The organism is Novosphingobium sp. KACC 22771, assembly GCF_028736195.1.
Classification (GTDB): Bacteria; Pseudomonadota; Alphaproteobacteria; order Sphingomonadales; family Sphingomonadaceae; genus Novosphingobium.
In genome coordinates this window covers 3,487,989-3,512,045 of the sequence record NZ_CP117881.1, presented here as the reverse complement: position 1 = coordinate 3,512,045, position 24,057 = coordinate 3,487,989, and the positions used below count along the sequence as shown (strand labels likewise).

The following is a 24,057-nucleotide window of genomic DNA, read 5'->3' as shown; positions in this document are numbered from 1 at the left end:
CTGCTCGCCTTGTCCCGGACGATGCGATGCGGCGGCGGAAAGCGGGTTTATGTGTTGAACTATTCGCCCGCGCCCGTTTCCTGTGCTATCCCGTCCAGATCGACCATGGGGTTTTGAAAGAGGATCGCGGAAACAGTGAAAAGGGCAATGACGATGCATCCGGGGGCGGGAATTTGACCGAGCCGGAGGAGGCCCCGCAAGAAGCCCCGCAAGAAGCCCCGCAAGAAGCCGTTCCCAAAAAGGCCAAGCGCGGCACCGGGCGCCGGTTGCAGGGGGCCATTGCGCATCGGCTGGGCACGGATATCGTCTCGGGGGTCTATGCCCCGGGTACGGTGCTGTCGAGCGAGGTTGAATTTGCCGAGGCGCTTGATGTCTCACGCGGGGCGCTGCGCGAGGCGATGCAGGTGTTGGCGGCCAAGGGTCTGGTGGAAAGTCGCCCCAAGGCGGGCACGCGCGTGCTGCCCCGCACGCGCTGGAACCTGCTTGACCCCGATGTGCTCGCCTGGGCCTTTGCGGGCGAGCCGGACCCGGTGCTGGTACGCGGCATCTTTGAACTGCGATCGGTGGTTGAACCGGCGGCGGCGCGCTTTGCCGCGCAAAGGCGCGATCGGGAAGATCTGCGCGCGATGAAGGATGCGCTGGCCGCGATGCGTCGCCATACGCTGGCGACCGAAGCGGGGCGGGCGGGCGACCGCGATTTCCACGATGCGATCCTGCGCGCCACGCGCAACCCCGCGCTGGTGGTCCTTTCGGCCAGCATCGGCGCGGCGGTGCATTGGACGACGCAGTACAAGCAGCGCTCACGCGCGCTTCCGCGCAATCCGATCCCCGATCATGCCAAGGTCTATGAGACGATTGCCGCAGGCGATGCCGATGCCGCCGCCGAGGCGATGCGCGTGCTGGTCGATCTGGCGATGAACGACACCGCCGAGGAAATGGGCCTTGCCGCCCTGCCTCAGCCCGAGATCGGGCCGGTATAAGGATAGGCCGGGTTGCCGCGCAGCCCGGTTTCCACCTCGAAAATCGCACCGTCATCTTCGGACGGCGGCAATCCGATGGCCGCCGAGGTGACGAAGAGGCGGTCGAGCCCTTCGCCGCAAAAGGCCATATTGGTGATGCGCCGCGCCGGGATGGCGATGGCGCGATCCAGCCTGCCGTCGGGGGCAAACCGGCTGATCCGCCCGCCATCCCAATGCGCCACCCACAGATAGCCATCGGCATCGCAATTCATGCCGTCGGGATAGCCGTCCTCCTCGCCGAATTCGACAAAGGTCCGGCGGTCGGTCAGGCCATCATCGCTGCGGGCAAAGCGATAGATGATCCGCCGGGCGCTGTCGGCATGATAAAGCCAGCGGCCGCAGGGCGAAATCCCGGGCCCGTTGGGCACGCGGTATCCGCTGTCCATCCGCGCCCATTGGCCCGATGGCGAGAGGCGATAGAGCGAGCCGCTGTCGGCTTCTTCGGCCATGTCCATCGTGCCGCACCAGATCGCGCCCTCGGCATCGGCCTTGCCGTCATTCATGCGGTTGCCGGGCAAATGGGCTTCCGGGCCGCTGCGCGGGCCGATGGTCAAAGGATCGAGCGTGATGCGCGCGATCCCGCTGCGAAAGCCGCCGACAAAGCCGCCCGCGCCATGTTCGACCACCCAGCCCAGCGGCTCGGGCATGTCCCAGCGGCTGATCTCGCCGCTTTCCAGCACGAGCCGGTTGAGCGCAGGGGCAAGGATATCCACCCAATAGAACGCACCATCGCGCGCGCACCACAGGGCGCCTTCGCCCAGCGTGTCGCGGATGGGGCGATCAATGCGCGTTACCTTGCCCATGCTGGTGTCCCTTAGTGATTGTCTCTGGGCAGGCCCATGGTCTGGGCGATACGCTGATATTTCTCCGACCCTTCCAGAATGGCGCCGCTGTTCATCTGGCCCACCAGGGCGCGCTGGATTTCCTGCCACGGCGTCTGGCTGGCCGGATAGGCATAGCCGCCCGCCTCGACCAGGGCTTTGCGACGGTCGGCCAATTCCTCATCGGGAATCAGCACATTGACCGTGCCCTTGCGCAGGTCGATCCGCACCCGGTCGCCGGTTTTCAACAGCGCGAGGCCGCCATTGGCCGCCGCTTCGGGCGATGCGTTCAGGATCGACGGGCTGCCGCTGGTGCCCGACTGACGCCCGTCGCCGATGCAGGGCAGGGCCGAAACGCCCTCGGTGATCAGATAGGCGGGCGGGCGCATGTTGACCACCTCGGCCGCGCCGGGATAGCCGATGGGGCCGGCGCCGCGCATGAACATCAGCGTTTCGGGCGTGATGCCGACGGCGGGATCGTCGATGCGGTGGTGATAATCCTCCGGCCCGTCAAACACGACCGCCGGGCCTTCAAACGCTTCGGGATCATCGGGGCTGGACAGATAGCGCGCACGGAATTCCTCCGAAATCACGCTGGTCTTCATGATCGCCGCATCGAACAGATTGCCCGACAGGACGAGGAAACCGGCATCCTCCAAAATCGGCTGGTTGAACGGGCGAATCACCTTTTCATCCTCGATGGCGGCGCCCCGGCAGTTTTCGCCGATGGTCTTGCCGTTGACGGTCATGGCCTGCTCGCGGATCAGGCCCTGACCCATCAATTGTGCGACCACGGCGGGCACGCCGCCCGCGCGGTAATAGTCCTCACCCAGATATTCGCCCGCCGGTTGCAGGTTCACCAGCAGGGGGATCTTGTGGCCGATCTCCTGCCAATCGGTCAGCGGCAGATCGACGCCGATATGGCGGGCAATCGCGGCCAGATGGATCGGCGCATTGGTCGATCCGCCGATGGCCGAATTGACCGCGATGGCATTGTGAAACGCATCCAGCGTCAGGATGTCGGAGGGTTTGAGATCCTCATGCACCATCTCCACAATGCGCTTGCCGGTGTGATAGGCGCATTCCTGACGGTCGCGATAGGGGGCGGGGATGGCCGCAGAGCCGGGCAGCATCATGCCCAGAGCCTCGGCAAGGCTGTTCATCGTTGAGGCCGTGCCCATCGTGTTGCAATAGCCCGTGCTGGGCGCGCTGGAGGCGACGAGCTTGATGAAGCCCTCATCGTCGATTTCACCGGCGGCCAGCATCTGGCGGCCCTTCCACACGATGGTGCCGCTGCCCGTCCGCTCGCCCTTGTGCCAGCCATTGAGCATCGGCCCGACCGACAATGCAATCGCGGGCAGGTTGACCGTGGCCGCCGCCATCAACAGCGCGGGCGTGGTCTTGTCGCATCCCGTGGTCAGCACCACGCCGTCGAGCGGATAGCCATACAGCGCCTCGACCAGCCCCAGATAGGCCAGATTGCGGTCGAGTCCGGCGGTGGGGCGCTTGCCGGTTTCCTGAATGGGGTGGACCGGAAATTCCAGCGCGATGCCCCCCATTTCGCGGATGCCCTCGCGGATGCGTTCGGCCAGCACGAGGTGGTGGCGGTTGCAGGGCGAAAGGTCGCTGCCGGTCTGGGCTATGCCGATGATCGGGCGGCCGCTGCGCAATTCCTCAAGGCTGATCCCATAGTTGAGATAGCGCTCAAGGTAGAGCGAGGTCATGTCGATATTGTCGGGATTGTCGAACCAGGCGCGGCTGCGCAATGTGCGTGTCTCGGTCATAATGCCTTCAATCAATGCGAGAGGATGGGGCGATGGTGCTTGGCGGGCAATCGGCGCCTGTCGGTTTTTCGCCCATCGGCTTTGTGACCTGAGGCCTCATGGGCCGCCCCCGCGCGATGGGCGGCAAAGGGTGCGAGGGCGTAAAATTTCATGCCTAGTCTCTCCCGGCAATCGTGGGCCATTGACGCGGCCTTGCCCGCTCTATAGTCCGACAAATATGATGAGCGCAAGTCGCTATGCCAGACCAATGGCAAGCCGACAGCTTTTGAGAGGATCGAGATGGCCCCCCCTGCAGGTTTGAGTGCGAGCGTCACGCCAACAGATGCGCCCCACAGTCATGGCCATTATGGCCGCGCCCTTTCGCTGCTGGCCACGCTGTTTTTCATGTGGGGCTTTATCACGGTCATCAACGGCACGCTGCTGCCCCATCTGCGGTCCGTGTTTGAACTGAGCTATTTTCAGGCCGCGCTGATCGAATCGGTGTGGTTCATCGCCTATTTCTTCGCCTCAATCCCCGCCGCCATGCTGATCGAGCGGATCGGTTATCAGAAATCGCTGGTCACGGGCCTGCTGATAATGGCGGCCGGGGCGGTGGGCATGATGGTGGCGGCCTCGATCCCCTCCTATGGCGTCACGCTGGCCATGCTCTTTGTCATCGCCAGCGGGATCACCCTGCTTCAGGTCGCGGCCAATCCTTACGTGGCGGTGATCGGGCCTGCCGAAACCGCCTCCTCGCGCCTCAATCTGGTGCAGGCGATGAATTCGGCCGGGACGATGCTGGCGCCGATGTTTGGCGCATGGCTGATTTTGGGCCGGTCCAAGGGAGGCACGACGGCGGCGGGAACGGTGCTGACCCAGGCCGAACGTCTCGCCGATGCGCATTCGGTCATCCTGCCCTATGGCATTGTTGCGGCCGTGCTAACGGTGCTGGCCATTGCCATCGCGCGCTTTCCTCTGCCCGCCATCGGGGCGGCCAATCGCCGGGTCAAGGACGCGGCCCCGCAAGGCTCGCTCTGGGATCGCTTCTGGAACCATCCCCTGTGGCAGCATCGCAATCTGGTGCTGGGGGTTCCGGCTATTTTCATTTACCTGATCGCGGAAATCGGGGTCGGCAATCTCTTCATCAATTTCATCAGCCGCCCCGACATCGGCGGCATGACCGCCGAGCAGGCCGGGCGCTATCTCACGCTGCTGTGGGGCGGGATGATGGTGGGCCGGTTTGTCGGTTCGGCCATTATGCAAAAGGTTGATGCGGGAATCGTTCTGGCGGTATTTTCGGTTGGCGCCTTTGTGGTGATGGGCGTTACGGTGGTGTCGACGGGGCCGGTGGCGATGTGGTCGCTGATCCTGGTCGGCCTGTTCCACTCGATCATGTTCCCCACGATCTTTACGCTGGGCATTCGCGGCCTTGGCCCGCTGACCGAGGAGGGCTCGGGCCTGCTGATCATGGCGATTGCGGGCGGGGCGCTGGTTGCGGTGCAAGGCTGGCTGGCCGACCGTTACGGGTTGCAGACTTCCTTTATCCTGACCGCCGTGTGCGAGCTTTACACCCTGTTCTACGCGGTCTGGGGTTCGCGCCTCACCCATGCCTTACCGGATCTTGAGGTGGAATGATTTTACTCTGACTAAACGCTTCGGCGGCGGTCGCGAGTGCAACGTGGAGTTTTCGATGACTGAATTTCGTTCGATGGATGCCGCCACGGGGCAGGCAACCGGCCCCGCCTTTGCCGTCGATGGTTTGGCGCAGGTCGAGGCGGCCTGCGCCGCCGCCGAGGCCGCCTTTGACGCCTATCGCGCCACGGATCGTGAAACGCGCGCGGCCTTCCTCGAAACCATCGCCGATGAAATTCTTGCCCTTGGCGATGATCTGATCGTGGCGGCGATGCGCGAGAGCGGCCTGCCCCGCGCCCGCCTTGAAGGCGAACGCGGCCGCACCATGGGCCAGCTTCGCCTGTTCGCGGGCGTGGTGCGCGCCGGTGCATGGCAGCAATTGCGCATCGACCCCGCGCTGCCCGACCGCGCGCCTCTGCCGCGCCCCGATCTGCGCCTGCGCATGATCCCGGTGGGGCCGGTGGCGGTGTTTGGCGCGTCCAACTTCCCGCTGGCTTTCTCGACCGCTGGTGGCGACACGGCCTCGGCGCTGGCCGCCGGTTGCCCGGTGGTGGTCAAGGGCCATCCGGCGCATCCCGAAACCGGCGCGCTGGTGGCTTCGGCCATTGCGCGGGCGGTGGCGGCCTGCGGTCTGCCGGGCGGCGTGTTCGGCCATCTGGTCGGCCCGTCGAATGAATTGGGCGCGGCGCTGGTGAAAGACCCGCGCATTGCGGCGGTGGGCTTTACCGGATCGCGCGCGGGCGGTCTGGCGCTGGTGGCACTTGCCGCCTCGCGCCCGGTGCCGATCCCCGTCTATGCCGAAATGAGCAGCATCAACCCCGTCCTTCTTCTGCCCGAAGCCCTGAAGGCGCGCGGCGCGGCGCTGGGCACCGCTTTTGTCGGCTCGCTGACGATGGGCGCGGGGCAATTCTGCACCAATCCCGGCCTGATGCTGGCCATTGAGGGCGAGGGGCTGGAGGCCTTCGTCGCCACCGCCACCGGCGCCGTGGCGCAGGCCCCCGCGCAGACCATGCTGACCAAGGGCATCGGCGCGGCCTATCGCAGCGGCACTGCTGCTCTGGCAGGCGCGGATGGCGTGGAGCAACTGGCGGCGGGCGAACCGGGCGAGGGCACCGCATGCGGCGCGATCCTGTTCCAGACCACGGCGGCCACCTTCCTCGCCAATCCGGCGCTGGCGCATGAGGTGTTTGGTGCCAGCTCGATCCTCGTGCGCTGCGCCGATGCGGCGGAGCTAACGGCGGTTCTGAAGGGGCTGGAAGGGCAATTGACCGCCACGCTGCACATGGATGATGCCGATGCCGATCTGGCCGCCGCGCTCCTGCCGGTGCTGGAGCGCAAGGTCGGGCGCATTCTAGCCAATGGCTGGCCCACGGGCGTTGAGGTGTGCCATGCGATGGTCCATGGCGGGCCTTTCCCGGCCACCAGCGATCCGCGCACGACCTCGGTGGGCACTCTTGCCATCGACCGTTTCCTGCGTCCGGTCAGCTATCAGAACATCGCGTCCGCGCTGCTGCCCGCCGAATTGCGCGATGAGGCGCGCGGCGATGGTGCGCCGCGACTGATCGACGGTGTTCTGACGCTCTGATTTTGGCATTCACCCCGCCGGGTGTCCCGGCGGGCAAGGAGTTTTGACGATGGCCCAGCGCCTTTTGCAACATCGCGCCGATGATGGCGCACGTTCCGTTATTCTGGCCGATGGGGATCAGGCGTGGTTCCTCAATGGCGTTGCCTCGACCCGCGAACTGGCATTGCGTGCGATTGCCGCCGGGCATTCGCTGTCGGCGGCGGCTGAAGCTGCCGGTAAGGGCGCGGCGGTGGATATCGCCGCTGAACTGGCCGCCGGTCGCCTGATCGCCCCGATCGACCATGAAGACCCGGCGCATCTGTGGATGACCGGCACGGGTCTGACGCATCTGGGTTCGGCGGAAGGGCGCAACAAGATGCACGCCGCCGCCGCTGCGGGTGAAAAGCTGACCGATTCGATGCGCATGTTCCTTGAGGGCGTCGAGGGCGGCAAGCCCGAGGCAGGCCAGACCGGCCAGCAACCCGAATGGTTTTACAAGGGCGATGGTTCGCAGATGGTCGGCCCCGGCGCTGATCTGCTCAGCCCCGCCTTTGCGCAGGATGGCGGCGAGGAGCCCGAACTGGCGGGCGTCTATATCGTCGGCCCGGATGGCACACCCTTCCGCCTTGGCCTCGCGCTGGCCAATGAATTTTCCGACCATGTGACCGAGCGGCACAATTACCTGTGGCTGGCCCATTCCAAGCTGCGCGTGGCGGCGCTGGGGGCGGAACTGCTGATCGGCGAAGTGCCGGACGACATTCGCGGAACCAGCCGTATCCTGCGCGATGGCGCAGTGCTTTGGGAAAAGCCCTTCCTGTCGGGCGAGGCGAATATGTCGCACAGCATCGGCAATCTGGAACAGCACCATTTCAAATATGGCCTGTTCCGCCGCGCGGGCGATGTGCATGTGCATTTCTTCGGCACGGCCACGCTGTCCTTCTCGGACGAAGTGCGCACGGTTGAAGGCGACGAGTTTGAAATCAGCGCGGCGCCTTTTGCGCTGCCTTTGCGCAACCGTCTGGCCATCGCGGCGGCGGAGACTGTCTCGGTAAAGGTGCTCTGAGCCATGGACGCCCTCAGCATTGCCCCTATCCGCATAGCCATTGTCGGCGTGGGCAAGATCGCCCGCGATCAGCATTTGCCCGCCATCGCTGCCAATCCGGCCTATGAATTGGTGGCCACGGTCAGCCGTCATGATCCGGAGCTGTCTGTGCCGTGGTTTGCCGATCTGGATGAGCTGTTGGCCTCGGGTGTGGCGGTCGATGCGGTGGCGCTCTGCACCCCGCCGCAGGTGCGCTATGGCTTGGCGGTCAAGGCGTTGCAGCACAAGATTCATGTCTTCCTCGAAAAGCCCCCCGGCGCGACTTTGGCCGAGGTCGAATCCTTGCGCACCATCGCCGATGAGGCCGGGGTGACGCTCTTCGCCTCTTGGCACTCGCGCTATGCGGCGGGGGTCGAACCGGCAAAGGCATGGCTGGCCGCGCGCACCATCCGCGATGTGAAAATCATCTGGCGCGAGGACGTGCGCGTCTGGCATCCGGGGCAGGCGTGGATCTGGCAGGCGGGCGGATTGGGCGTGTTCGATCCGGGCATCAATGCGCTCTCCATCGCCACGCATATCCTGCCGCGCCCGTTCTTTCTGACCGAGGCCACGCTGGAGGTGCCCTCAAACTGTCAGGCGCCGATTGCGGCGGACCTGCGCTTTACCGACAGCGCGGGGACGCCGATCCACATGGATCTGGATTTCCGCCAGACCGGCCCGCAAAGCTGGGACATCATTGTGGAAACCGACGGCGGTACGCTGAAACTTGCCAAGGGCGGCTCGGTGCTGACCCTGCCCGAGGGCGTGCGCGAGGATGAGGACCGGGAATATCCCGAACTCTATGCCCGTTTCGCAGCCCTGGTGGCCGAGGGGCAGAGCGATGTCGATATCGCCCCGCTGCGCCATGTGGCGGATGCTTTCCTGCGCGGGCATATGCGCGCGGTGGAGCCGTTTATCGAATAGGCTGTTTGGCCGCATCGCTGTTGCGCGGCCCGTTCATTCTAAAAAGGGCGCTGTTCCATGCGGCAACGGCGCCCTTTTCGATGCCCACAAGGCAGGGGCAGCAAATCTGCGGATATCGGGAAACGTGGTGCGATGACGCACTCGAATTGGTTGGCTTAACTATCTATAAAAATGCATAATTTATGTAATTTAAAGTCTGACATACCCTCATTTATACCCCCTTAGAGAAAAGGGCGTTGGGTTCGTGTCCGGGGAATGCGAACTTTTATAGGTGGGTTTTGTTAGGTGGCATGATTCATGAGTCGTATCCTTATTCCTCGGAGAAGGGGTAAAAGTTTATGTCGTCGGCTTGTGCGGACGGACCGGAATAGCATCTGTGGACGCCCCTGAAGAAGCAAGCGTAAAATTGGGTCTGGTACGTAGTCGGGTGCTGCCATCTGTCCGGCCTCTGAGTGCAGCGCCATGCTGCGGGCCCGTATGGGAGTTCGCGGATCGGATCCATATCAGCTTATCGCGCTCGAAGCGCTCTGCCATCTGTGGACGCCCCTGAAGAAGCAAGCGTAAAATTGGGTCTGGTACGTAGTCGGGTGCTGCCATCTGTCCGGCCTCTGAGTGCAGCGCCATGCTGCGGGCCCGTATGGGAGTTCGCGGATCGGATCCATATCAGCTTATCGCGCTCGAAGCGCTCTGCCATCTGTGGACGCCCCTGAAGAAGCAAGCGTAAAATTGGGTCTGGTACGTAGTCGGGTGCTGCCATCTGTCCGGCCTCTGAGTGCAGCGCCATGCTGCGGGCCCGTATGGGAGTTCGCGGATCGGATCCATATCAGCTTATCGCGCTCGAAGCGCTCTGCCATTCCCTGGTTTGCCAATCCGGTCTTGCCGACCGTTGTGCCATACCCTCCTTCGACCGCCTACGTCTCCGACGACCTCTGACGTTGGCCTCGGCTTACGCCGCAACCAACGCCGGAGCCTTGAAATCCTCATGCCTGGTCAGCAAGGCCCAGACAATCCTGGCCATCTTGTTGGCCAGCGCAACGGACACCAGCATGCGCGGCTTGCGCGCCAACATGCTCTCGAGCCAGGAGCCTGCCGGTGCGCCGAACCTGCAGGCCTGTCGCACCATCGAACTGCCGCATATGATCAGCAAACGCCTGATCGTTCGATCGCCCATTTTCGAGATGGAGCCGAGCTTTGGTTTGCCTCCCGTCGAATGCTGCAATGGCGTCAGGCCCAGCCAGGCTGCGAAGTCGCGCCCCTTCGCGAAAGTTTCGATGGGCGGCGCCAGCGAGAGGATCGCCGCCGCCGTGACCGGGCCGATGCCGGGAATGGTCATCAGCCGGCGAGCAGTATCGTCCTCTCGCGCGCGACGCGCGATCTCGCGGTCAAGATCGGCGATCTGCTCGTCGATCCGCTCAAGATGGTTGGTCATGACCTTGAGCATGGCCCGCGCAGCCGGTGGAAGTGTCGAGGCCATCTCGTCGTCGTCGAGCAAGCCGGCCAGCAGGTTCATGTGCATCTTCCCCTTGGGGGCGATCCAACCATATTCTGCCAGATGACCACGCAGAGCGTTGATGAGTTGGGTCCGTTGGCGGACCATCAGGTCGCGGGTGCGGAACACCATACCAGATGCCTGCTGTTCCTCGGTTTTGACCGCAACGAAGCGCATGCCGGGACGCTGGGCTGCCTCGCAGATCGCTTCGGCATCGACAGCGTCGTTCTTCTGCCGTTTCACGAAGGGCTTCACGTAGGCAGGGGGGATGAGGCGCACGCTATGCCCGAACTGGGTCAGTTGCCGTGCCCAGTGATGTGCGCCACCGCATGCTTCCATCGCAACAAGGCACGCAGGTTGTGCCGCGAAGAAGTCCAGAAGCTTGGCCCTGGTCAGCCTGCGGCTGAAAATCATCTGCCCTCCCGCATCCGCGCCATGCGCGTGGAAAACATTCTTCGCGATATCCAAGCCGATCGTGATAACCTCTGACACGGACGCCTCCATTAAGTGGTGCTCAACACCTCCACTATGGCACATCGATGCCGCCGGGGGGGCGTCCACCCCATCAGCTTCGAAAACGCGAAGATAATAAGCTGCCCTTCGCTAAGCCGTAGCTGTCCCTAAACAACCCTTGGGCGGTTTGCATGGAGCGTCACCCCATCCACTGGCGATAGCATTGGGGATAATGCTCGCACGCCGCTCTCGCCACATGCTCGATACAAGGCTAAGTCATGCGGATGCTAACCACCGACCGTGAGTACCGCATCGCGCTGAGCGACACCGAACGGCGCCTTGCCGATGCCATTTATCTCGACAATGACTACGATCATCCGGATGCCCATGAGATTTACGTGGCCAATGCCCGACTCATCCCCGCGCTGCTCGCCGCGCTCAATGCTCGCGGTGCAATGCCGCCGCATTGGCCGCCGTACTGGACGGATCCGGACTGCAATCCGGGGCGAATAAGGGCGTCTCGGCAAGGCCTGTTCGAACGCAATGGCTGCATGGGCGAGGATATCTATACTCATCCGAATTTCGCGAGGCACCTGCGCTATTTGCTCCTCGGCTGCGAACTCCCGCAGCATGTGCGCGAAGCTTTCCTAAAGAAGGCGGGAAATCCGCGCTGGGTCAGTCCGCGCGATGCCATTGATCTTGGTAAGTTTGCCCGAAAGCTTGCCCGCGAAAATTCCCTGACACCACACCATGCGACGGAGGAGTTTTTCAAACTGGCGCTCGAAAATGGATTCTCGGTTTCAGTCGCCCTGACTTTGCGAGACGCGGTCAGCCAGCTTCGCTGACCGGCTAAATTAATTGGGCTCGCGAGCGAGCGTTTGTCAGTGCGGCCTCTCCCGGGACGCTATCATGGCAGTAGACGACCGAAATCCGTCGCTCACCGAACGGGCTTTGAGCGGGCACTTCCGCCAAAACCAGCCATTGCCGCTTCATTCCGCAGAGAGTCAGCAGTGCGCCTTCCACTCGGTCAATTTCCGGCAGGTCGTACAACCCAAGTCCTGACGGATGCGGTCGCCGTTAACTGAATGCTTGCAATCACAGGGCTATCTTAAGGTAGATTCATTTCATCTCTATCCACAAATTTTGTATTCCCGCGCCAAAGGCGGCGCTTGCACTTCCCGCATGGTTAGGTCGATCATCTCGCTAGAGATGAGCTGGCATAGGTACTTGAGCGTTGAAGGATTTTCTCGATCTATCCAAGGTGATCAAGCGACGATTCGCGAGTGGCGTCTGGGTTCCGCTGCGCCTTTGGGAGACCAAGAAGCAGGGAGAGTACAATCAGCCGGGCTTCATCGACCAGTTCGATGGCGCGCATTCGATTTTGTTTCCACTCGACAAGCGAGAGTGGGGTGAGCAATTCAGTTGGCAGGACGATCACGAAGCAACTCCTTGGCCAGACGAGAACTTCTATAAACCCTGCGACGTTTACTGCCATAGTGCTGAAATCGACGTCGGATTCCGCCTTGTGCTACGACAGCCCATTACCGGCGAACAACACGATGTCTGGCACCTACATCAAGACATCGTAATTGCGCTTCGTCTTCTACGTGAGGGCGACGTTTGGGTACGGCCGGAGGAGGACTATGCAGAAGTCGTTCGGCTCAGGAAGGGCGACGATGGTAGGCCCGTCGCCATGGAGATGCGGGCCGAGTTTCTGCGCGACTATCTGTGCGCACGAAATGCTGCCCTGCGAATTGCGACCTATCGTGAACGATCGGTCGTCGTCGAAACGCTCGAAGGGCTGGACCACGAGGAAGCCATCGTTCAGTCGGACGTTGAAGATGGCCGCCTTGAGAAGATCGCAGTTGCCATAAACAGGCAAGGCGGACCGATCGGGTCGAAAGTGGCCGTATTCCATGCCGGCCGGACAGACGTCGATGCAGATGAAGACGTCCCCATCGTTGGTCCTGCCGACGACTCCAGCGTCAGCTCAGCATCCTGGTCCTACGAACCGGGTGGACCAACCCGCTACAGGGTCGGCACGGAATTCCGGCGAGACGAATGGATCGAGCCAGCCAAGGCAAGCCTTCGCGTCCGCCGTGACAGGGTGCCCTCAGAAATGACTTTTATCGTGGAGGCAGACGGGCAACGTATGACTGCTGACGACCTCTACAGCGAGGACATTGGTCGCTGGCTATGGTTTTCTCCGGAACTCATCGCCAATCTCGCAAAGCGGCGCGGAGCTAGTCTGCAATGGTATACGCGCCAGACCGGAGGAATTTCGACGCCATCGGATTCCTCGGTCCATTTCGGAATTAACCCGATCGGGCTTGTCACCGTCTACGCTAGCGATGTAGCTCGCCTGCCTGAATGGGAACGCCGGTTCTGGGCTGGTCATAACGTGTCGCCGGAAGGAGGCGTCTGCCCGGAGTTGCTCGCGGCCCAGATGGAGGCCCGACCTGCCAGAACAAAGGCGCCAGAACGATATTTCATGAAAATGATAGGAGAGGTCAACCGAGCGTGGCAGGAGCACTTCGAAGTTCCATTGTTCCGCGCACACGCAGAAGCGGTGGAGATTGGAAGAAGGGTTCATCGCTTTCGATCACTGGATCGGCCCGGATTGTTCGCCCTCGCCAAGGACGTAGCTCGACTTACTGCGGACTCGATTGACGTGGCGGCGGCCCAAAAGATTGCTCCTCCACCGAAAGGCGAGAAACGCGGGGGACTGAAATCGCTCGAGTTGGCTTTGTCGACGCTATGCTCGCCTGCTCTCGCTCACAAGCTCATGGGACCGCTCTTTGCGGCCTATGAACTGCGACTAGCCGATGCCCATCTGCCAAGGAGCGATCAGACCAAATTTTTCCAGCTTCTCGACATTGATGAAGGGAATCCTCCGATCACGATGGGGCGGGACCTCCTGATCGCCGTGGTCAGTTCACTTGCAGCCATCGTCCACGTCCTTGACCAGAGACATGTTGAGCAGAAGGCGTATGATGTGGATACCGGATCCTAGGTGGCAGCATCCTTAGGCTTCGACTTCAAGTTCAAATTGACCTTCGCGCAGCCGCAGCGCGCTACCTCCTTAGTCTTGCCTGTTCGCACGACGTAGATCAAGTCGCCGCATACAGGGCATTCAAACTCGCGTTCCAATTGTTTGAAGGCGGCGACCACCGGCTCAAAATCCTGTCGCTGCAGGTTCGCCCATTCGTTGAAAGTAAGCGCTGTTTTCAGCCCACATTGCCCCAGGGCATGAGCTCACCGATGCGTGTGGCGTGATGGCCGTTGGCTAGCTTGGCGAGGGTTTCGGTCAACCAGGTGTGCGGGTTGATGCCGCACAGTTTGCAATTTTCGATGAGGGTGGCGATCACCGCCCAGTTGTCCCCGCCTTCGTCGGAACCAGCAAAGAGCGCATTTTTGCGATTAAGGGCCAAGGGCCGGATGCTGCGTTCGACGGTGTTGCTGTCGAGGTCGATGCGGCCATCGTCGAGGAAACGGCTGAGGCCGTCCCAGCGGGTGAGCGCATAATTGATAGCCTCGCCGATCTTGGACTTGGCGCTGACTTGCCGCTGCCGCGCGTCGAGATATTGGTGAAGGTCATCGACATGGATGCGGCTGTGTTCCTGGCGTGCTGCCCTGCGCTGCTCGGCAGACAGGCCGCGAATGTCCGCTTCGATGACATAGAGCAAGGTAATGCGGCGCAGCACTTCGAGGGCAACCGGCGACTTGTCCTTCAACTCGTAGAATTTGCGGCGCACATGCGCCCAGCAGAAGGCAAGCCGCAACTGCTGGCGTCGCTTGGCCAGCGCAGCATAAGCCCCATAGCCATCGACCTGCAGAATGCCCGCAAAACCGCCCAGATGGGCTTCTGGCCGCTCTGCCTTACGATCTGGCGCATAGACATAGGCCACCATCGGCGGATCCATCCTGCCCCATGGACGATCATCGCGCGCATAGGCCCAGATCTGGCCGGTTTTGGTTCGCCCGCGCCCCGGCTCAAGGACTGGTGCGGTTGTCTCATCCGCAAACAGGCGCTCGGATTGACGCAACCGTTCGAGAATATGGTCACGCAGGGGACGCAAATACCATGCTGCCCGCCCGACCCAATCGGCCAGCGTCGAGCGATCAAGCTGGATGCCTTGGCGGGCGTAGATCTGCGCCTGCCGGTACAGCGGCAAGTGATCAGCGTATTTTGCCACCAGCACCTGCGCGATCAGTGCTTCGGTGGGGATGCCACCCTCGACGATACGCCCTGGTGCCGGGGCCTGCACAACGGCGCTCTCGCACGAGCGGCAGCCGTAACGCGGTCTGCGCGTGACCAGCACACGGAAGGTTGTGGGCACCACATCGAGGCGCTCGGAGACATCCTCGCCGATCTGGTGCAACCCGCCGCCACAGCAGGGGCAGGCCTTATGCTCGACATCGACGGTTTGCTCGATCCGCTCGAGATGAGCAGGCAAGGATCCGCGATTGGTCTTGCGCGGGCGTGGCGGCGATGTGCGGCTTGCCTTGTCGCGGGCCTGTTCGGCCTCGGCCAGCGCGGTCTCGATGTCTTCAAGGGCCAGTTCGAACTGGTCAGGATCGAGTTGTTCGGATCGGCGGCCAAAGCGGTGGCGCTGGAGGGCGTCGATGATTGCCTGCAGGCGTTCTGCCCGGGCCCTGAAATGCTGGAGCGCTTCGAGCTCGCGAGCCTGCTCGAGGACGAGCGCACGCAGCGCTTCAACGTCATCAGGCAGGTCCGCTTCCATCAGCATGAACGGATTGAATCAGCGTCTGAAGGCCCCGTCAACCGGCAATTTGCGGGGCAATGGGCTTGCGCCCGCCATGCACGCGGCGCCAGTCGAGCCCCTCCAACAAGGCGCCCAATTGTGCCGATGTCAGGCGCATGACACCATCCTGAATGCCCGGCCATTTGAAGCCACCGCTCTCCAGCCTTTTGGCCATCAGGCAAAGGCCAGTGCCGTCCCACCACACCAGTTTAATTCGGTCCACCCGCTTGGCCCGGAATACATAAATCACGCCGGAATAGGGATCGCCGCCGTAATCGGCACCCACCAGCGCAGCCAAGGAATCTGGTCCCTTGCGGAAGTCCACCGGGCGCGTGGCTACCATGACCCGCGTGCTCTGGCCGATGCCGATCATGGTGCAGCACGCAGCACCTGAAGGATGGCCGCCGCAAGATCGATCCGCACCGATGGTCCGATCCGTACCAAGGTCCCGCCGATCTCCACCTCCACCATCCCATCGCCGGGCACAGATGGCGAGGCCTTGGCCACCACCGGCACAAACATGGGCTCCTGGCGTGGAGGCAGTTGGCTGGCCTCAGCCGCATAACGCAATTCACGCCGCCACGTGTAGAGCAAGGATGTGCTGACGCCGCGCTCCCGAGACAGCGCCGCGATATTACCGCAGCGCTCCATCTCGGCCACCAGCGCCAACTTCTCTTCCAGCGTCCAGATGCGCCGCCGTCCGGCCATCTCGGTCAGAACTTCAACCCGCCGAGCCGGCCTCAGAGCCGCTTCAGTGTCGGTGTCCAGTGCGCTCGCAAACCTCGTGTCATCCATGCACGCCCATCTGCAACAGCCATAAATCCGCGCAAGGTGGGGCCGGAACGGCGCTTACCGTTGAAATGGACGGCGGGGTTGATTTCCCATTGCTCACTTTGCGATTGGGTCACTGCAGCGGTGAAGGTCGTATGAAAGCCGTTGATCTCGTCAACGCGGACTTTGTCGCTCCAGCTTTGCGCGGTCGCTTTAGCCTTCTTGTAGAGTTCGTTCATTGCGCCAATGGCAGCGGGCAACAGGTCGCCCAGTTCGTATTTGCCATCGCTGCGATACTCTACGCGACCACCCAAGCGCGCGCACCATTCGGCCGCAGCATATTCAAGATAATGCCGTAATTGACCGGCGGCGGCGCGTATCTCGTTGTTGGCAACCAGTTGATCAATCTCGGCCCATACATCAGTCTGCTTCCATTCCTGCGGGCCGTGGTCGACATGCCATTTGCGGAAGGTAACTGCGCTTTTGCCTGGGACGAGCTTACTACTCTTCATGTGGTTTAACCACACCGGGTCGTGGGTGGTGAGCACAAACTGGGTTTTGGGAAACTTGGTTTTAAGTAAGGTGCAAACTTCACGCCGGTGTCCGGCATCAACCGACATCAATACGTCGTCCAGCACCACGAAGGTGAACTTATCGCCCAGCAGGTGCTTCATCAAAGCAAGGTAGAGGCATAGGCCCATGCCGTCCTGATGGCCTTCACTGTGATAGGCCCCCGGCGGGAAAAAGCCTTTGCCATAGAAATCGACCTCGAAGCCGAGCTTGCCAAGCGAGGGCGTTAATTGTGCCTCAAACTTGCTTTCATCGTCACCGTTGATGTCGCGGTAATAACTACGGAACTCTGCCTCTACCGCCTTGTAGATTGCTTCGAGCGCCTTATCGGTGGTCGCGCCATACAGTGCGTGCACTTTGGCGGCGGCGTCGGCTTTAGCCTTCCCCGCCGAATATTTTGTCATCGCCTGACGCCACAATTCCAAGCGTTCCTGCCCTACTGTCAGGAAATCGCGTGCTGCGTCGCGGTCGGTCGGCTCCGGCAGAGCTTCGACGCTCGCGGAGAGCGTGGCGATATGGTCAAGCGCCGGATGGACGTCCTCCCAATCGGTGTCGAGCGCCGCGATCGAGTCGTCCATCGGCAAGAAGTTGCGCAGCACTTCAGCACGGCGATCGGCTTCCTTTGCCACCACCGCGAATGGCTCAAATGCGAGCGGGGTAGGTAGGTCGCGGGCATAGACAGCTAACTGACGCAACATCGGTCGAAGACCTTCCAAAGCAACGACGATGGGCTCGATCAATGCCTCGACACGCTTGCGTTCGGCCGCCGCTGATTTCAATTGCTCACGTTGAGCCTCGACCACGGCACGAAACTCGGCTGGTTCCCACTCGGTTTCACAGACGGGGCATTGTTCTTCATCGAAAAGTGTAAGGGCAGTGGCAAGCATTCCGTCGCGGGTTATGTCGGCAAGCTTGGCCTCATTCACTTTTAGTGCCTTGAGCGCATCGACCACGCCCGACCATGCCACTTCGGTTTCCGGCGTTTTGATCGCTTGAAGTGAGGCAAGCCCATTGGCAATGTCAGTTTTGGCTTGGGCCTTAGGAACCTTTGGCACGGCGGATACGCCACTCTGCGTTTCCAGCCCGTCGCGAATGGATGTGGTCGGTTCGAGTTTGGTAAGGGCGGGAAGTTCTAATGCTGCCCGTTTGACATTCACCGCGACCAGCAAGGTCGACGTTTTGATTTCGGCAATGCCAAGCGCGCTCATCAAGTGGGTCGCAGCACGGTCACGCTCGCCTTCCAGAGCCTTTAAATCGCGCGTCGCGGCGTTGGATATCTTCAGCAACAGTTTGCGGGTGGTATCAAGCTTATCGAGTTGCAACAGCGCCTGCACTTCCTCAGCGCGGACGCCGGGTTCAGCGAGAACATATTTGATGATCTCGCGCCGCGAGAGCGAAAATTCCGGGTGGTGCTGCACATGCTCAAACACTGCCCGGATTGCTGGGTCATCGGGCGTGATCTTCGGAGCCTTGGGGGATTTGACGTTACGGGTGATGGTCGCCTTCTTCCCGAGGCTCGGGATCGAGACCTCCAGCGTCACTACAGCTTTTTCAGGATGAACACGGCTATTAACGTGTGGGCCGTGCTCTTTGACCGACAGCGCGCCGCGGCCTTTGCCGACCAAACGAGAAATCGTGCCGGTCAGGCCAAATTCGAGAGCATCAACGATGCCGCTCTTACCGGTTCCGTTTGGGCCACACACCGCAAAATTTTTGTTGCCGAGATCAACGGTCAGGTCGCGGATACCCCGAAACTCTTCAATTTTGATGCGCTCAACGGTGATCATGAATCGTCGCCGAAAATTGCCTGACGCAATGAGGCTTCGTTGACTGTATCGCCATCGAGCAAGACGGGTTTCAAGCGCGTGGCCACCTCAGACAGCGCTTCGTCTTCCCCAACCGCCGTGATGAACCTCGATAACACGCGATTGGCGACCGATTGTTCAGGCTCTTGCTGTGCGTCTTCATCCATGACGCAATTCTTCATTATGGCGTCCACAAGGCAAGTCAAAATTTTGCAGACTCGCAAAGTTTCGGGATCCAACTGGGTGAGACTGAACGACCGCGAATGGGACGCTTTGCTGCAGGACTGCTTCGGGGTGTCCCATTGACAGCGTCAGGCTAGAGCGAACGACCACGGTGGCTGGATTGAATGGCTGACTGTTGGTCGGAACGACGTTGCGCCGCAAGATCTAGGTCGATGATGTTGGCAAGGCCTCGTTGTACCAGCGGTTCGGCGAGGTCCCGGACACTGCGATGATGTGTGAACAGCAGGACCTGGTTGGTCTTGCCAAACTCGGCAAGCAGGTCGAGCGTGGACCGGCTGCGCTCATCATCGAAATGCACGAGAATGTCGTCCGCGATAAAGGGCAGCGGCTCCGTCGCACTGGCATAATTCTCAAGACTCGCCAACCGGAAGGCGAGGAAAAGCTGGTCGCGTGTGCCATCACTCATGGCACCGACCGCAGCAGTACCACCATTGGCGCGCCGTCCGACTACGACAGGATGGCCTTTGTCATCGATATCTGTCTCGATGCCAGCAAATTCACCGAGTGTCGTCGCCGTGAACAGTTCGCCTGCCCGCGAAATCAGCGGATCTTGCTGTTCTGCGCGGATCGTTGCCATGGCCGATGTCACCAATTCGCGCGCAACCGACAACTCGAGATAGCGTTCGAGGGCGAGATGCATCTGCGCTGCCGCCGCCTCGCGTTCAGCAACGGCGTGATTGACCTCGTTCTGGCTCAGATAGGCAGCAAGGTCGTCCTTCGCGGCCTTCTCGGCGAGAATGGCTGCCTCGATTTCGCTCTCGATCTCGGTAGCACGCGAGGTCTGCTCGGTCAGTTCCGCGCGAACCTCATCGAGGTCGCGTTCATCCCATTCCGCTCGCAAGGCAGCGAGATCAAGCTTGTCGCCCACGTCCGTCGCGGTGCGTTCCGCCAGAACGATCTCATTGCGCAAAGCCATGTGTGCTTCACACCGTGATGCTGCGTCCAGAAGGATCCCATCATCGCTGCCATCGAGTTTTACCGAAGCCGCGAGCTTAGCCAGCACCTCCCGAGCGGTGCCGAGAGCCTCTTGTGCCTGATCAGCCTCGACCTTCGCCTCCTCAAAGTCTGGGAGTATCCCGTCATATTGGGTTTGCGCGGTGGCGTTGTCGGTAAACCGGGCCAGTAGCATCTGCGCTGCAACCACACAGTCTTCGCCGATCTCGATGGCGAGTTCGGTCGCGAGGCTACTGACATCCTTTGTAAGGTTCGTCTCGTCTTCGTCCATGCGCTTTAGCCGCTGGCGGGTCTGCCCTATTGCCGAAAGGACACCGCGTGCGCCGACCCATTCAGTCACCGCACTGTTGGCATCTGTCGGCGAAATGTCGGGTTTGAGCCCCAGCGCACCTGTCGTCGTAGGCCATGCTGCGTCCCAGGCAGCCTGTGCGTCCGACAATTGTTGAACTTCCGCCTCAACCAGCTTGTGTTGCCGTTCGAAATCCTCCCGGTCTCGCATGTCCCTGACATATCCGGCATGGGCCTGTTCGTGCAGGGAGATGGCGTTTTGCACCGCGCTGACTCGAGCTGAGAACGACAGTGTAGAATCGAGCTTGCGGCTCTGTTCGACCCGTTCGAGCAGCTCGACGGTCGGGGCAAGTTGGGCCACATCAATTGCGAACGCATTCGACGAAGTGCGTAGCCGTTCCGATTCGTCCAGCACCAGCTGCCGAGCCTGGGCAAATTGAAGCAGTGACGCCAGTTCCGGATGTTTGGCTTGTACTTGCGGGAAACTGTTTCCCCATTGCCCGGTGCGCACTTCTAACTGCGCGACAAGTGCGGCCATCTGGGCCTCTGCCACCGTGACATCAGTCCTTGCGTCTGCCACGCGCCGCAATGCGAGTGCAAGTGATGCAGCCCGTTCTGCCTCTGCGGCGCGGCGATCGGCAAGTTGGTCCGCAGACACGATTGCCGATTCCAGGTCGTCGGCAACGGCAAGGCGAGCGGTGGCGTCATCGGGCAGATGTCCCGCGACATATGCCGATTTTATCGGCCGCCAAGCATCGGCGCGCAGAGTGCGCGCTTCGGCAAGTGACGCGTCACTTGCAATGGTCCCGGACGCTTGAAGCGAGCCAATCTCAGCCTCTCCGGTTGAAATCTCGCGTTCGGCCTGCCGCTTAAGCTTGGCCTGATCCTCGATCTGTGACGTTAACGTCTCGCGCGCGGCCTGCTCGCTGCGAATATCGTCAACGCTGGGGCATGGCAGGGTGGCAAGAACATCGATGGTATCGAAGTCCAGAGCCTTGAGCCGTCCAGTCAATGTTGCGTTGTCAGTATCCAGCGCCTGCTGACGTGCTTGGTGTGCTGACTTCTGGGCCGCAAGGCTAGCAAAGGCCGATGACGACGCCTCTGGCGGAGCATTATGCCCTGCCTGGCGTGCCGTTTCCAAACGATCGTCAATCACCGCAAGCGAAGCCACCAATTCGCCAAGGCGCTTTCTGGCAGAGGCTAGACCTGGACGGCGCTCCACCATCTCGTCGGCAGCCGAGCGCACAAGATTGAGGGAAGACTGGTCCGGGATCAGTGGTGCAAGGTCCGCATCGGCCGGCAGGCCAAGCATCCGGCGCAGCGCCGCTAGTTGAGCCTCGCCGTCATCAATCTCGCGCTGACGATTGGCACGATCGGACCGGGCCTTACTGACGTGAATGGCGCGTTCAGCCAGATCACGCACCCGCTGTTCGGCGGCTTTGAGACCCGGGTTCACCACCAGCGCATCAAGCCGTGCCTTCAGGCGGTCCCGCCGCTCAATCGCGCCCTCGAGCCGCGCTTCAGCCTTGTTGCGCTGGTCCACGGCAGTCCGCATCTTGGCCGCGAAATCATCCGGGAAGGACGCGACATCGTCGTAGCAGACCAGATCCTGCGTCAGGCCGGCCAGCTGACGCAAGTGGGGTGCGACGCGCAGGACGCGCTCCAGCCGGGAGGTCGACGCGCCGAGGCTGCGCCTCTCGATGCGCAGGGCCTCGAGCTTTTCCGCCATTGCGAGCGATGCCTTGCGCGTCTGCTCAAAGGTTTCCCGCGTAAGTTGCGCGCCGCGTGCCGTCTTTTCGGCTGCCTCGAATGCCGTCAGCTGCTGGTAGAAAACACGATTTACCGACCGCCTCGTATCGAAGAGCTTGTCCGCTTCGCTGTCGATACCTTCGAGGCGAGATACCAGCGTGCGCAAGCCGCCGCCTGCTTCGACGATCAGACGCCCGATGTCGCCATCGGCGTGAAGCAATCGCTCCCCGCCTTTGCGCAAGGTTTCATGGTTCAGGCCGAAGAGTGCCTCGAACCGCTCTCGTGTGATGGCGCCCAGCACCGGCGCAAGGACGGTGTCATCGAATGCTGTTCCAGAAAGGTCAGCCAGTGTCTTGCCGTTGCCCTTGCGGCGCTTGAGCGTCACCGTGCTGCCATCAGCCATCAGCATCGAAGCCCGGATGCGCATGCCATCATATCCGAACAAGCTGCCGCGTTGGGTATTCTTGGGGATCGAGAACAGAAAGTCGCTGATCGCCTCGAGGCAGGTGCTCTTGCCCGCCTCATTGGCACCGTACACCACTGTGAGGCCAGCCGTTTTCGGAATGGAGAGCTCGCGACTGGCGCAGCCGCCATATTTCTCAAGGCTGAGTTCAGTCAGGCGCATGACCAGCCTCGCTGACTAGACTGCGTGCAAGGGCTGCGGCGCGTTCGGGTATCTCGGCGCGCATCTGCTCAATGAATGCATCGGCATGGGCTCCTGCGGGCAGTTTCGTTCGAATCTCGGAAAGCCGCGCATCAAGAACTTGTGCAATCGCGCTGCCTTGGCTGAGGCGGGTCACTTCCTGATCAAGCTTTCCTGCCACCGTAGGATCGACGGCGTCCGGCGCCTCAGGATGGGCCGTTTCCAACCTCAGCTTTTCGAGCCACACATCATCCGAAAGCGTTGCCAGCAATGTCTCCAAGTCCTCGCGGAAGACGGCGCGCTCGAGGATCAATCTGGAATGAAGCGATGTCGTTCCCGTCACTGTCAGGCGCAGGGCAATTGGCCGTCCGTCGGCCTGCTCAGCGCATTGGGCGATATGACCGCGAATGAGATCCAGTAATTCAGGGTGTTCGCTCGTTCCCGACACATCAACTGTGATCGATGCCCAGCGCACCACATCCAGCGCGCGATGCTCGAGGCTAGTGACCCTGCCGTCTTTGACCTTGACTAGGACCGCGCCCTTGGGCCCCGTCTCACGAGGGTGTCGGCCTTGAAGATTGCCGGGATATACGATGTGCGGGTGCTCCCCGAGCACGGCATAGGCGTGAACGTGGCCTAGCGCCCAATAGTCATAGCCATGATTGGTGAGTTGCTCGGGCGTGCAGGGCGCATAGCGGGCGTGATGACCTTCGCTGCCCGCACAGGCCGTATGGAGAACACCAATATTGAACATGGCCTCGGTTGATGCCGGATATTCGCGCGCCAGATCTTCGGAAACGTCCGGGCGGGGGAAGCTCCGCCCATGGATCGCGACCCCGACATCATCGAGACGATACGTGGTTGCCTTGGTCTTGGGAAAGACATGGACATTGCCCGATAAGGACAGCTTGTCGGCAAAACGATTGGCGGAGTCATGGTTTCCAAGGACCATGAATACTGCGATGCCGGCTTCGCCCAGCCGGCGCATCCCTTCCATAAAATAAAGACCAGTCTGGAAGTTACGCAGATCGCCATCGAAAATGTCACCGGCCAACAGCATGAACCGGCAGTCCTCCTCGATTGCAAGGGAAACCAGGTTATCGAAGGCTTCGCGCGACGCCGCCTCGACGCGCACGGCATATTCCGCAGATTTACCCGCCAATCCAAGTAAGGGACTATCGAGGTGAAGATCCGCGGCATGAACAAAGGTGAATTCGGTCAATCGAAGGCCTCCCGTTACCAGCATGGCACGAACCACCCTAAAATGTCTCGTGAAAATCAGTCCATGGCATTTGAGGAAAGTGGTCTGAGCTCCACAATCTCGTAAACATCTGGTTGGCGGGCGGCCTTCGGATGAGTCGGTTGGTACCGATGGCTGGCGGGTCCTGGCAAGACCTGTCATGCGACCGGTTGCTCGGGAACGAGTGGAACATCCCAAGCTCCAGCATTCCACCATCCCAATGCCAGAATGACCCTACGACCGGTTTGGAGGCACCGATCATGGGCGCTGAATGTCAGGAAT

Annotated in this window: 17 protein-coding genes; 7 read left to right on the top strand and 10 right to left on the bottom strand. The window is 61.4% G+C overall.

Features of this window, described 5'->3' with window-relative positions; all coding sequences use genetic code 11:
- Positions 1–266 precede the first annotated feature (266 nt).
- Positions 267–980 (top strand): FadR/GntR family transcriptional regulator, encoded by a 714-nt coding sequence (locus PQ467_RS16075; RefSeq protein WP_274176189.1) that lies wholly within the window; start codon positions 267–269, stop codon positions 978–980.
- On the opposite strand, the gene PQ467_RS16070 is transcribed toward PQ467_RS16075, so the two are convergent.
- The gene (locus PQ467_RS16070) at positions 956–1,822 is read right to left on the bottom strand and encodes an SMP-30/gluconolactonase/LRE family protein (RefSeq protein ID WP_274174368.1); all 867 of its coding nucleotides are present in this window, start codon (positions 1,820–1,822) and stop codon (positions 956–958) included. The two genes, PQ467_RS16075 and PQ467_RS16070, sit on opposite strands and share 25 nt — an antisense overlap.
- 11 nt (positions 1,823–1,833) lie before the next feature.
- Complete coding sequence (locus tag PQ467_RS16065) at positions 1,834–3,624, bottom strand: IlvD/Edd family dehydratase (RefSeq protein WP_274174367.1); 1,791 nt, start codon at positions 3,622–3,624, stop codon at positions 1,834–1,836.
- 279 nt (positions 3,625–3,903) lie between these two features.
- On the opposite strand from PQ467_RS16065, the gene PQ467_RS16060 reads away from it, so the two are divergent.
- From PQ467_RS16060 to PQ467_RS16045, 4 genes are read left to right on the top strand one after another with little or no spacing between them, the layout of a single operon-like run.
- A complete protein-coding gene (locus tag PQ467_RS16060; RefSeq protein ID WP_274174366.1) occupies positions 3,904–5,238 on the top strand; it encodes a sugar MFS transporter in 1,335 nt (444 codons plus the stop codon).
- A gap of 55 nt (positions 5,239–5,293) precedes the next feature.
- Complete coding sequence (locus PQ467_RS16055; protein WP_274174365.1) at positions 5,294–6,820, top strand: aldehyde dehydrogenase (NADP(+)); 1,527 nt, start codon at positions 5,294–5,296, stop codon at positions 6,818–6,820.
- 49 nt (positions 6,821–6,869) lie between these two features.
- Positions 6,870–7,862, top strand: coding sequence for an AraD1 family protein (araD1, locus tag PQ467_RS16050; protein ID WP_274174364.1), 993 nt, complete (start codon positions 6,870–6,872; stop codon positions 7,860–7,862).
- 18 nt (positions 7,863–7,880) lie between these two features.
- The gene (locus tag PQ467_RS16045; protein WP_274176188.1) at positions 7,881–8,804 is read left to right on the top strand and encodes a Gfo/Idh/MocA family protein; all 924 of its coding nucleotides are present in this window, start codon (positions 7,881–7,883) and stop codon (positions 8,802–8,804) included.
- Positions 8,805–9,750: 946 nt separating this feature from the next.
- On the opposite strand, the gene PQ467_RS16040 is transcribed toward PQ467_RS16045, so the two are convergent.
- The gene (locus PQ467_RS16040; protein WP_274174363.1) at positions 9,751–10,785 is read right to left on the bottom strand and encodes an IS110 family transposase; all 1,035 of its coding nucleotides are present in this window, start codon (positions 10,783–10,785) and stop codon (positions 9,751–9,753) included.
- A 239-nt stretch (positions 10,786–11,024) separates the two neighbouring features.
- On the opposite strand from PQ467_RS16040, the gene PQ467_RS16035 reads away from it, so the two are divergent.
- Together PQ467_RS16035 and PQ467_RS16030 are read left to right on the top strand one after the other, a co-directional pair.
- Positions 11,025–11,591, top strand: coding sequence for a hypothetical protein (locus PQ467_RS16035; RefSeq protein ID WP_274174362.1), 567 nt, complete (start codon positions 11,025–11,027; stop codon positions 11,589–11,591).
- A gap of 389 nt (positions 11,592–11,980) precedes the next feature.
- Positions 11,981–13,759 (top strand): hypothetical protein, encoded by a 1,779-nt coding sequence (locus PQ467_RS16030; RefSeq protein ID WP_274174361.1) that lies wholly within the window; start codon positions 11,981–11,983, stop codon positions 13,757–13,759.
- A 214-nt stretch (positions 13,760–13,973) separates the two neighbouring features.
- Here the strand turns inward: PQ467_RS16030 and tnpC are convergent, their stop codons facing one another.
- The 7 genes from tnpC to PQ467_RS15995 all read right to left on the bottom strand — a co-directional run bounded on the left by tnpC (position 13,974) and on the right by PQ467_RS15995 (position 23,757).
- Entirely contained in the window at positions 13,974–15,497 is a 1,524-nt protein-coding gene (gene tnpC, locus PQ467_RS16025) for an IS66 family transposase (RefSeq protein WP_274173092.1), read from the bottom strand.
- A gap of 31 nt (positions 15,498–15,528) precedes the next feature.
- On the bottom strand, positions 15,529–15,855 hold the full coding sequence (gene tnpB, locus PQ467_RS16020) for an IS66 family insertion sequence element accessory protein TnpB (RefSeq protein WP_274173093.1): 327 nt from the start codon (positions 15,853–15,855) through the stop codon (positions 15,529–15,531).
- 26 nt (positions 15,856–15,881) lie between these two features.
- Positions 15,882–16,220, bottom strand: a complete 339-nt coding sequence (locus tag PQ467_RS16015; protein WP_274174360.1) for a transposase — start codon at positions 16,218–16,220, stop codon at positions 15,882–15,884.
- A gap of 32 nt (positions 16,221–16,252) precedes the next feature.
- Complete coding sequence (locus PQ467_RS16010) at positions 16,253–18,640, bottom strand: AAA family ATPase (RefSeq protein ID WP_274174359.1); 2,388 nt, start codon at positions 18,638–18,640, stop codon at positions 16,253–16,255.
- Positions 18,637–18,825, bottom strand: coding sequence for a hypothetical protein (locus PQ467_RS16005; RefSeq protein WP_274174358.1), 189 nt, complete (start codon positions 18,823–18,825; stop codon positions 18,637–18,639). The genes PQ467_RS16010 and PQ467_RS16005 overlap by 4 nt, the downstream gene beginning before the upstream one ends.
- Positions 18,826–18,974: 149 nt before the next feature.
- The gene (locus PQ467_RS16000) at positions 18,975–22,517 is read right to left on the bottom strand and encodes a YhaN family protein (RefSeq protein ID WP_274174357.1); all 3,543 of its coding nucleotides are present in this window, start codon (positions 22,515–22,517) and stop codon (positions 18,975–18,977) included.
- Positions 22,504–23,757 (bottom strand): metallophosphoesterase family protein, encoded by a 1,254-nt coding sequence (locus tag PQ467_RS15995; protein ID WP_274174356.1) that lies wholly within the window; start codon positions 23,755–23,757, stop codon positions 22,504–22,506. Before PQ467_RS15995 ends, PQ467_RS16000 begins: the two co-directional genes overlap by 14 nt.
- Positions 23,758–24,057 lie beyond the last annotated feature (300 nt).